Consider the following 8,801-nt stretch of genomic DNA (forward strand, 5'->3'; position numbering starts at 1 on the left):
GTCTTCCACCACCGCAACGGGCGCGTCTACGCCGGCACCTACACCAACCCGCAGGGCGACCACCAGCGCTCGGTCGTGCGGGAGTGGTCGGCCAGCGGCGCGCTGCTGCGCTCGTGGCGGGTGCCGCGCCAGAACCTCGGCGAGGACCACGGCGTCCAGGTCGCGAACGCCGACGCCCGGGGCCGGCTGATCCTGCTGGAGAAGTCGACCTCCTCGGTCCGGACGCTCAACACAGCGAACGGCCACTTCCGGCGGTGGGCGACCCTGCCCGACCTGCCCACCTGCTCCAGCGGCGAGAAGCCCTGCTCCCCCAACGTGGCCGACGGGCCGGCGATCCCCAACTACGCCGCCTGGGGCCCGGGCGGGTCGCTCTACGTGACCGACTACGGCCAGGCGGTGATCTGGAGGATCCCGCCGGGCACCCAGAAGCCGAAGGTGTGGTTTGCGTCCCCGCGGCTCGACGGGTCGGAGTTCGGGACCGCCGGGCTGGTGTTCCGTCCGCGGACCCGGACCCTGCTGATCACCCAGCAGTCGTCGACCACCGACGGGAGCGCGCCGACCAACGGCAAGCTCTTCTCCCTGCCGATCCGGAAGTCCGGAGCCCCCGGCAGGCTGACGACGCTGTGGACCTCGCTGCCGGGCGAGCTTCCCGACGGGTTCGGCATCGGCCGCTCCGGACGGATCTACATCGCCAACGCCGGGATCTCCCAGCAGATCGTGGTCCTCTCCCGCCGTGGTCGCGAGATCGAGCGCTTCCCCGAGGTGCCGGGGCCGGGCGACAACGGCTCTTCGATCCCGTTCGACACCCCCTCGAGCGCGACGTTCCACGGCACCCGGGTGCTGGTGGCCAACCAGTCGTTCTTCGGCCAGACCGAGCACCACGCGATCCTCGACGTCGAGGTGGGCGAGCGTGGGCTGAGGCCCTACCTGCCGCGGTCGGCGTTCTGGCGCTGAGCCACCACCCGGGACACCACCAGTCCCGCCACCAGGGCGCCGAGGGTACCCAGGGTCAGGTCGCCCAGGGTGTCCTCGTACGCCGTGTCGCGCTCGGTGCCGTGACGGATGAAGGTGTACCACTCGCCGAGCTCCCAGCCGACCGCGAGCAGGGAGCCCAGGCCGGTCACCAGGACCACGACCGCCCACGGCGGGCGCACCGACCCGCAGATGAGCAGCCCGATCCCGGTCAGCAGCAGCGCCCAGTTGGCGAAGTGGCAGAGGTCGTCCCACCACACGAGGGCGTCGAAGAGGTCGAGGCTGTTGCCGGTCACGTCGACCAGGAACGGCAGCATCACCAGCGTGAAGGCGCCGTACGGCGGCTCGCGGTCAGGATGGCGCCGCTTGACCGCGACCCACCAGATCATCGGGACCACGAGCATCAGCAGCGGGTAGGCGATGAGCCTGGCTCCGAAGGCCTTGTCGGCGAACCGGTCGATCCCCGGCACGAACTCGGCCACGGCGAGCTGGGCGACCGTGAGCGCCAGCACCGAACCGGGCACCCACGCAGGGCAGCGACGAGGCACGAGCGCACGGTAGCGTCCCGGCATGGGTGCGCTCGCGAGGCTCGTCGAACGAGGGCTGGTGGCCCGCGACTGGGCCGAGGCGCTGGCGCCGGTCGACGACCGGATCACGGCGATGGGGCGGTTCCTGCGCGAGGAGATGAGCGCCGGCCGCGACTACCTGCCGAGCGGTGAGCGGATCCTCCGCGCCTTCCAGCGCCCGCTCGCCGACGTACGGGTGCTGATCGTCGGCCAGGACCCCTATCCCACGCCCGGGCACCCGATCGGGCTCAGCTTCGCGGTCGACGCGCACGTGCGGCCGGTCCCCCGGAGCCTGGCCAACATCTACCAGGAGCTGCACACCGACCTGGGCCTGGCCAGGCCCGCGCATGGAGACCTCACGGCCTGGGCCGACCAGGGGGTGATGCTGCTCAACCGCGTGCTGACCGTCCGCCCCGGGGAGGCGGCCTCGCACCGCGGGCGCGGCTGGGAGGAGGTGACGGAGTGTGCGATCAAGGCGCTGGCGGCCCGGGGAGGCCCGTGTGCGGCGATCCTGTGGGGGCGGGACGCGCAGGGCCTCAAGCCGATGCTCGGCTCCGTCCCGTGGGTGGAGTCCGCACACCCGTCGCCGTTGTCGGCCTCCCGCGGCTTCTTCGGGTCCCGCCCCTTCAGCCGGGTCAACCGGCTCCTCGCCGGGCAGGGCGCGCCGCCGGTGGACTGGTCGCTGCCCACGGAATAAAGTTGAATTCTCAACCATTGGAGTCGGCATGAGCGACGGAACGACCCACACCGAGCGGATGCCTGCCCTCTACATCGGGCACGGCGCCCCTCCGCTGCTCGACGACCCGGCGTGGTCGGGACAGCTCGCCGCGTGGGCGGCCGATCTCCCCCGCCCCCGCGCGATCCTGATCGTCAGCGCCCACTGGGAGTCGGCGCCGGTCAGCCTGAGCGCGAGCGGCGCGCCGCTGGTCTACGACTTCGGCGGCTTCGACGCGAAGTACTACCGGATGACCTACGAGACACCGGACGCCACCGAGCTGGCCCGGCGCATCGAGGCGATGATGCCCGCGGGCGAGCCGGTGCACCAGCACGCGAGCCGCGGCCTCGACCACGGCGCCTGGGTGCCCCTGAAGATCATGTACCCCGACGCCGACGTCCCGGTGCTGCAGATGTCGCTGCCCACGCACGACCCGGTGCGGCTGATGGCCCTGGGCGAGCGCCTGCGACCGCTCCGCGACGAGGGCGTGCTGATCATCGGGTCCGGGTTCCTCACCCACGGGCTGCCGTTCCTGACCGAGTGGAGGATCGACGCCGCCGTCCCCGGCTGGTCAGCGGACTTCGACGCGTGGGCGGGAGAGGCGATGGCCCGCGGCGACGTCGACGCGCTGGCGTCGTACAAGTCGCAGGCACCGGGCATGCCCTACGCGCACCCCACCGTCGAGCACTACACGCCGCTGTTCGTCACCCTCGGCGCCGCCTCGACGCCGGACGAACCCGGCATCCAGGTGATCGACGGGTTCTGGATGGGGCTGTCGAAGCGGTCGCTGCAAGTGGCGTGACGGTCCCGCCCCCAGTTTCCGGGGTTTCGAGGCTCGGGCCTTGACGGCCCTCGCACCTCAACCACCGGGGGCGGTCGGTGGTTGAGGAAGGCGCGCCAGCGCCTGTCTCGAACCTCCGACCTCGGTCAGCGAATGCGCGTCCTGCGCATGACCTTGAGACCGGTCAGCATCTGCTTGGCGTACTCCGCGTAGTCCTGTCCCGGCTTGGGGCCGAGGACCGGCTTCTTGAGGACCGCGAGGTTCTGCACGTCGGTGTACTTCAACAGGCCCTGGTCGCCGTGCCGGGCCCCCACGCCGGACTGCTTGACGCCCCCTGACGGGGTTCCCTTGGAGGCATACGCCGCGGCGAGGGAGTCGTTGATGTTGACGTTCCCGGACTGGATCCGCCGGCCGACGGCGGCGGCGCGGTCGAGGTCGGTGCCCCAGACCGACGCGTTGAGGCCGTAGTCGGTGTCGTTGGCGAGCGCGACCGCTTCGTCGACGCTCGCGTAGCGGTGCAGCGCCACCACCGGCCCGAACGTCTCGCAGGAGCCCGCGAGCATGTCCTGGGTGACCCCCTCGAGCACCGTCGGCTCGAAGAACGCCGGCCCGAGGTCGGGGCGCGCGCGACCGCCGGTCACCACGGTGGCGCCCTTCGCCACCGCGTCCTCCACGTGGGAGGCCACGCGGTCGCGGTGGTCCACGGAGATCAGCGATCCGAGCTCTGGCCCGAAGTCGTACGTCGCCCCGAGGCGCAGGCCCTCGGCGGCGGCGACGAACTTCGACCGGAACTCGTCGTAGAGCGAGTCGGGGAGGTAGATCCGCTCGATGTGCATGCAGATCTGTCCGGTGTTGCCGAAGACCCCGAACAGGGCGCCCGCCACGACGTCGTCGACGACCGCGTCGTCCAGGACGATCATCGGGTTCTTGCCGCCGAGCTCGAGGCAGCAGCCGATCAGGTTGCGCCCGGCCCGCTCCCCGATCACCCGGCCCGTGGCGGTCGAGCCGGTGAACATGACGTAGTTGGCGTTGTCGATCAGGGTCGGGCCGACGTCGGGCCCCTCCCCGCAGACGACCTGGAACAGCCCCTTCGGCAGGCCGGCCTGCTCGAGCAGGGAGACGCCGTACAACGGCGACAGGGCGGTCTTGTTGTCGGGCTTGAGGACGATGCCGTTGCCCGCCATCAGCGCCGTGACCGCGTCGGAGATGCCGGTCGCGAACGGGAAGTTCCAGGGCGCGATGACACCGACCACGCCCTTGGGCTGCCGGATCTCGGTGGAGGAGGACACCACGGGGACCGGGCCGCCGCGCCTGGTCGGGGCCAGGAGCCTGGGCGCCCGCTTGAGGTAGTGGCTGATCACCATCGGCGGGTCGCAGGTCTCCTCCATCGCCATCCGCCGGTTCTTGCCGCTCTCGGCCTGGATCAGGTCGGTGGTGGTGTGGGCGTTGTCGACGAGGAGGGTGTGCGCCCTCTTGAACACCGCCAGCCGCTTGCGCAGTGGCCACTGCGACCATTCCGCCTGGGCCTCGCGGGCCCGGGCGAACGCGGTCTCGATGTCGGCCGGCGTCGACTGCGGGAGCTCGACGAGCACCTCGCCGGTGTAGACCTCGGTCAGCTTCCAGGTCCCGCCGCCGGTCGAGGGGACACGGGCGACCAGCGACTCGAGGAACTCGTCGGTCAGGGTGTCGGGTCGGGTGGTGGTCATTCCGGGGTCCCCTCGGCGAGCGAGCGAAGTGAGTCTTTTCGTGGGGTGGACTGCAGGATCAGCTCCGCTGCCTTCTCGCCGATCATGATCGACGGCGCGTTGGTGTTGCCGCCGGTGATCGACGGCATGATCGAGGCGTCGGCGACCCGGAGGCCCTCGACGCCGCGGACCTTGAGGTCGGGGGTGACGACCGCCAGCTCGTCGACGCCCATCCGGCAGGTGCCGACGCCGTGGTAGACCGACGTGGCCCGGTTGAGGATCGCGTCGCGCAGGGCCTGTCCGGTGAGGCTTCGTCCCGGGTGGATCTCCTCCTTGACCGAACCGCCGAACGCGGCGCCCGCCATGATCTCGCGGACCATCTCGGAGCCCTCGGCGAGCACCTCGAGGTCGGCCGGGTCGGCGAGGTACTGGAAGTCGATGTCGGGCGCGGCGGTCGGGTCGGCGGACGCGAGCCGGAGCGTCCCGCGCGAGCGCGGGTAGATCAACGTCGTCAGCACGGTGAGCGCCGTACGCGGGTCGACGTCGTGGCGGACCGGCGCGTCCTGGTTGGGCGAGACGTAGGCCCACGGAAGCAGGTGCAGCTGGAGGTCGGGTACGTCGGTCGCCTGCGAGGTGCGCACGAACCCGACGACCTCGAACACCGAGTTGGCGAGGAACGACGTACCCGGTCGCACGATCTCCCGGGCCAGGCCCCTGGCGAAGTACCAGGGGTTGCCCTTCATCTTCGCGGACGTGGCGTGGAAGGTCAGCGCGTGGAAGAGGTGGTCGTGCAGGTTGTCGCCCACGGGCAGGTCGGCCACCACGGGGAGGCCGAGGTCGTGGAGGTGCTGTGCGTGGCCGACTCCCGAGAGCATCAGCAGCTGCGCCGAGCCGACGAAGCCACTGGAGAGGATGACCTCCTTGCCGGCGCGGACCACCCGGCGCGACCCGTCCTTGTCGGTCACCTCGACACCGGTGGCCCGGCCGTCGGTGATGACCACCTTGCGCGCGAACACCTCCGTCTGGAGCTCGAGAGTGGGCGGCGCCAGGTGGTGGACGTAGCCGCGGGAGGAGCTGAAGCGCAGCCCGTCGGCAGCGTTCTGCTGCATCCGGGCGACGCCCTCCTGCGACTGCGCGTTGTAGTCGTCGAGGACCTTCACCCCGAGCGCGTCACTGGTCGCCTCGAGGAACTGGAGCGAGCCCTCCTGCGGGAACTTGTTGCGGGTGACCCGGATCGGGCCGCCGGCGCCCCGCCAGGCGTTCTCGCCGTCCTCGAAGTCCTCCATCCGCTTGTACGCCGCGTTGACCGCGTCGGCGTCCCAGCCGGTGCAGCCCTCCGCGGCCCACGAGTCGTAGTTGGCGCGGTTGCCCCTCACGTAGACCATGCCGTTGATCGAGCTCGAGCCACCCACGACCTTGCCGCGCGGCACCGGCATCTTCCGGTCCAGCATGTGCTTCTGGGGGGTGGAGTAGAGGCCCCAGTCCACGCGTGCCTTGATCTGCGGGACGGCGTGCATCGGACCGATCATCCCGGGCTTCTTCACCAGGAACTGCTCGTCGCTCTTGCCGGCCTCGAGCAGGATCACGCTGGCTCCCGACTCGGCCAGCCGGCCGGCGCAGGCGCTGCCCGCGCTCCCGGAGCCCACCACGACGTAGTCGGCCTCGTTGGCCCGCGGCGTGGCCCCCCTGGATGGCCTGGCCATGCGTCCACCTCTGCTCGCGTCGACGGGCGCGGCGGTGCCACACCCACTGCGGGGAAACTGTAACGCGTTCTAGTTTCGGCGTACAGGCCCATCGTTCGATGGCGAGCCCTGGCTGAGAGGATCACCGGGTGAAGTTCCTGTCCATCCAGTCCTCGGTGGCCTACGGCCACGTCGGCAACTCTGCGGCGGTCTTCCCGCTGCAGCGGCTCGGCCACGAGGTGTGGCCCGTCGCCACGGTGGTGTTCTCCAACCACACCGGCTACGGCGCCTGGCGCGGGCCGCTGCTCCCGCCCGGCGACGTGGCCGACGTGATCACCGGCATCGAGGAGCGCGGGGTGCTCGGCCAGATCGACGGCGTGCTGTCCGGCTACCAGGGCAGCGCGGAGATCGCGGACGTGATCCTCGACGCCGTCGCCCGGGTCCGGGCGGCCAACCCGCGGGCGTCGTACACCTGCGACCCGGTGATGGGCAACGCCGACAGCGGGTGCTTCGTCCACCCCGACATCCCGCCGGTGCTGCGGGCGCGGGTGGTCCCCGAGGCCGACGTCATCACCCCCAACCAGTTCGAGCTCGGGTTCCTGACCGGGACGGAGCCGCAGACGCTGGAGGAGATCCTCGCGTCGGCCGACCTGGCCCTCGAGATGGGGCCGCGGACGGTGCTGGTCACCAGCGTGCAGCGCCCCGACCGGCCGGACGGCACCATCGAGATGCTCGCGGTCAACGCGGACGGGGCGTGGATCGTGCAGACCCCCAGGCTGCCGCTGAAGGCGAACGGCTCCGGAGACGTGACCTCGGCCCTCTTCACCGCCCACCTGCTGGCGACCGACGCACCGACCGCCCTCGCCCGCACCGCCGCCTCGGTCTTCGCGCTGCTCGACGTGACCGCCCGTTCGGGCGAGCGCGAGCTGCGGCTGGTCGAGGCGCAGGATGCGTTCGTGGACCCACCCACCAGTTTCGAGGTGAACCGAGTTCGATGAGACGCCTGCTCTCAGCACTGCTGCCAGCCCTGCTCCTGCTCGCTGCCGCCACCGGGTGCGGAGTGGCGACGTCCGAGGAGGCACCGGCCGGGAGCCGGTCGTCCGACGTCGCCTTCCTCACCGAGCTGATGCACCGCGATGCGGCCCTGCTCAACCTGCTCGACGTCGGCCTCGGCCGCCCGCTCGGCCCCGGGGTGGCCGTGGCCACCGACGAGCTGCGCGCCGACACCACCGCCCGGATCGAGACCACGGCCGACCAGCTGGAGTCATGGGGCGAGGAGGTGCCCAAGACGGTGCGCGACCACGCTTTCGAGCACAGCACCGACGAGCACGACATCCCGTCGCTGGACGGGATGCCCACCGGCGAGGACATCGAGCAGCTCGGGCAGGTGCCCCGGGCCCAGTTCGAGGCGGCCTTCGTCGCCCTGCTCCGGAGCTCCCTCGAGACGACCTGCGAGCTGGCCGCCGACCACTCCGCTGACGCCGAGGCCGTGGACGCGCTGGCGGCGGACGTCGAGAAGTCCTGCCAGTCGGCGCTCAAGGCGCTCTGACATCCACGGGATTCAGCGTCGGAGCCGGTGACAGGAGTCGAACCCGCGACATCCTCTTTACAAGAGAGGCGCTCTACCAACTGAGCTACACCGGCGCGACCGGTCGGCTGCTCACCGCCGGCGCCGCCACATCGTAGTTGGCCCGGGCAGCCGGCCTCGATCTGAGGGTCGCGTGCCCCAGCCCGACCCGTGGGCAGGCGTCAGGCACACGACCACCTTCAGGCGGCGTCGGCCAGGAAGCCGTCCAGGGATCGCCGGATCCCGGCCGCGTCGAGCCCGTGGGCGGCGATGTGGTCGGCCGGCGTCCCGTAGCGACGCAGCTCGCCCCGGCCGACACCGAGGGCCAGCAGCCGATGCGGCACCTCGCGCAGCGCGTCGGCGACGACGTGGGCGGAGGTCCCGGCCAGCCACGGCTCGACCAGGACCACGTCGGGGCTTCGCAGGGCCGCGCGGAGACCACGGGCGTCGAAGGGGCGCACCGTGCCGGCGTAGAGCACGGTCACGTCCCGTCCCTCGACAGCAGCGAGGACGTCGTCGAGCACCGGGCCGAGCGCCACCACGGTGGCGCCGGCGCCGCGGCGTACGACGTGCAGGCCGGGGCCGGTGTGCGTCGTGCTGTTGGTCTGCCCGACCACCCGCACGTAGTGCAGCCCGGTCCCGGCGGTGGTGGTGCGCAGGATGGTGTCGACCTCGGTCGCCGTCGACGGGGCATGGATGTGGACGCCGGGCAGGGTGTCCATCAGGGCCACGTCGCCGGGCACCTGGTGCGTGCGCCCGCCGGAGGCGATGTCGAACGAGCCTCCCGCGCCGACCAGGACGCCGCCGACGTCCTGGTGGCCGAAGCCGAGCTT

The 8,801-nt window shown here is 71.6% G+C and carries 9 protein-coding genes and 1 tRNA gene; 5 read left to right on the forward strand and 5 right to left on the reverse strand.

What is annotated here, in order from left to right; translation table 11 throughout:
* Positions 1 to 954: hypothetical protein (locus VFN12_RS13510; protein WP_325119236.1), on the forward strand; the 954-nt coding region annotated here is incomplete at its 5' end.
* On the opposite strand, the gene VFN12_RS13515 is transcribed toward VFN12_RS13510, so the two are convergent.
* Positions 924 to 1,520, reverse strand: coding sequence for a hypothetical protein (locus tag VFN12_RS13515; RefSeq protein WP_325119237.1), 597 nt, complete (start codon positions 1,518 to 1,520; stop codon positions 924 to 926). The genes VFN12_RS13510 and VFN12_RS13515 overlap by 31 nt on opposite strands.
* A 22-nt stretch (positions 1,521 to 1,542) precedes the next feature.
* Between VFN12_RS13515 and VFN12_RS13520 the strand changes: the two genes are divergently transcribed.
* Positions 1,543 to 2,235 (forward strand): uracil-DNA glycosylase, encoded by a 693-nt coding sequence (locus tag VFN12_RS13520; protein ID WP_325119238.1) that lies wholly within the window; start codon positions 1,543 to 1,545, stop codon positions 2,233 to 2,235.
* A gap of 28 nt (positions 2,236 to 2,263) precedes the next feature.
* Entirely contained in the window at positions 2,264 to 3,055 is a 792-nt protein-coding gene (locus tag VFN12_RS13525) for a class III extradiol ring-cleavage dioxygenase (protein WP_325119239.1), read from the forward strand.
* Between the two features lie 125 nt (positions 3,056 to 3,180).
* Here the strand turns inward: VFN12_RS13525 and VFN12_RS13530 are convergent, their stop codons facing one another.
* Both VFN12_RS13530 and VFN12_RS13535 read right to left on the reverse strand, forming a co-directional pair.
* Positions 3,181 to 4,740 carry a succinic semialdehyde dehydrogenase gene (locus tag VFN12_RS13530; protein WP_325119240.1) on the reverse strand — a complete coding sequence of 520 codons (1,560 nt, stop codon included), beginning with the start codon at positions 4,738 to 4,740 and terminating at the stop codon, positions 3,181 to 3,183.
* The gene (locus VFN12_RS13535; RefSeq protein WP_325119241.1) at positions 4,737 to 6,422 is read right to left on the reverse strand and encodes a GMC family oxidoreductase; all 1,686 of its coding nucleotides are present in this window, start codon (positions 6,420 to 6,422) and stop codon (positions 4,737 to 4,739) included. Before VFN12_RS13535 ends, VFN12_RS13530 begins: the two co-directional genes overlap by 4 nt.
* A 128-nt stretch (positions 6,423 to 6,550) precedes the next feature.
* Between VFN12_RS13535 and pdxY the strand changes: the two genes are divergently transcribed.
* Positions 6,551 to 7,399, forward strand: a complete 849-nt coding sequence (gene pdxY, locus VFN12_RS13540) for a pyridoxal kinase PdxY (protein ID WP_325119242.1) — start codon at positions 6,551 to 6,553, stop codon at positions 7,397 to 7,399.
* Complete coding sequence (locus VFN12_RS13545) at positions 7,396 to 7,950, forward strand: DUF305 domain-containing protein (protein ID WP_325119243.1); 555 nt, start codon at positions 7,396 to 7,398, stop codon at positions 7,948 to 7,950. The genes pdxY and VFN12_RS13545 overlap by 4 nt, the downstream gene beginning before the upstream one ends.
* Before the next feature lie 22 nt (positions 7,951 to 7,972).
* On the opposite strand, the gene VFN12_RS13550 is transcribed toward VFN12_RS13545, so the two are convergent.
* Together VFN12_RS13550 and VFN12_RS13555 are read right to left on the reverse strand one after the other, a co-directional pair.
* Positions 7,973 to 8,045 (reverse strand) — tRNA-Thr (locus tag VFN12_RS13550).
* 123 nt (positions 8,046 to 8,168) lie between these two features.
* A partial coding sequence (locus VFN12_RS13555) for a transketolase (protein WP_325119245.1) occupies positions 8,169 to 8,801 on the reverse strand: 633 nt, incomplete at its 5' end.

It is taken from the genome of Nocardioides sp. (genome assembly GCF_035703625.1).
GTDB lineage: Bacteria > Actinomycetota > Actinomycetes > Propionibacteriales > Nocardioidaceae > Nocardioides.

Bases quoted from the DNA above. Each gene is read 5' to 3' on its own strand.
- VFN12_RS13525 (WP_325119239.1), top strand. From the start codon at position 2,264: ATGAGCGACGGAACGACCCACACCGAGCGGATGCCTGCCCTCTACATC.
- VFN12_RS13530 (WP_325119240.1), bottom strand. From the start codon at position 4,740: ATGACCACCACCCGACCCGACACCCTGACCGACGAGTTCCTCGAGTCG.
- VFN12_RS13535 (WP_325119241.1), bottom strand. From the start codon at position 6,422: ATGGCCAGGCCATCCAGGGGGGCCACGCCGCGGGCCAACGAGGCCGAC.
- VFN12_RS13520 (WP_325119238.1), top strand. From the start codon at position 1,543: ATGGGTGCGCTCGCGAGGCTCGTCGAACGAGGGCTGGTGGCCCGCGAC.
- VFN12_RS13545 (WP_325119243.1), top strand. From the start codon at position 7,396: ATGAGACGCCTGCTCTCAGCACTGCTGCCAGCCCTGCTCCTGCTCGCT.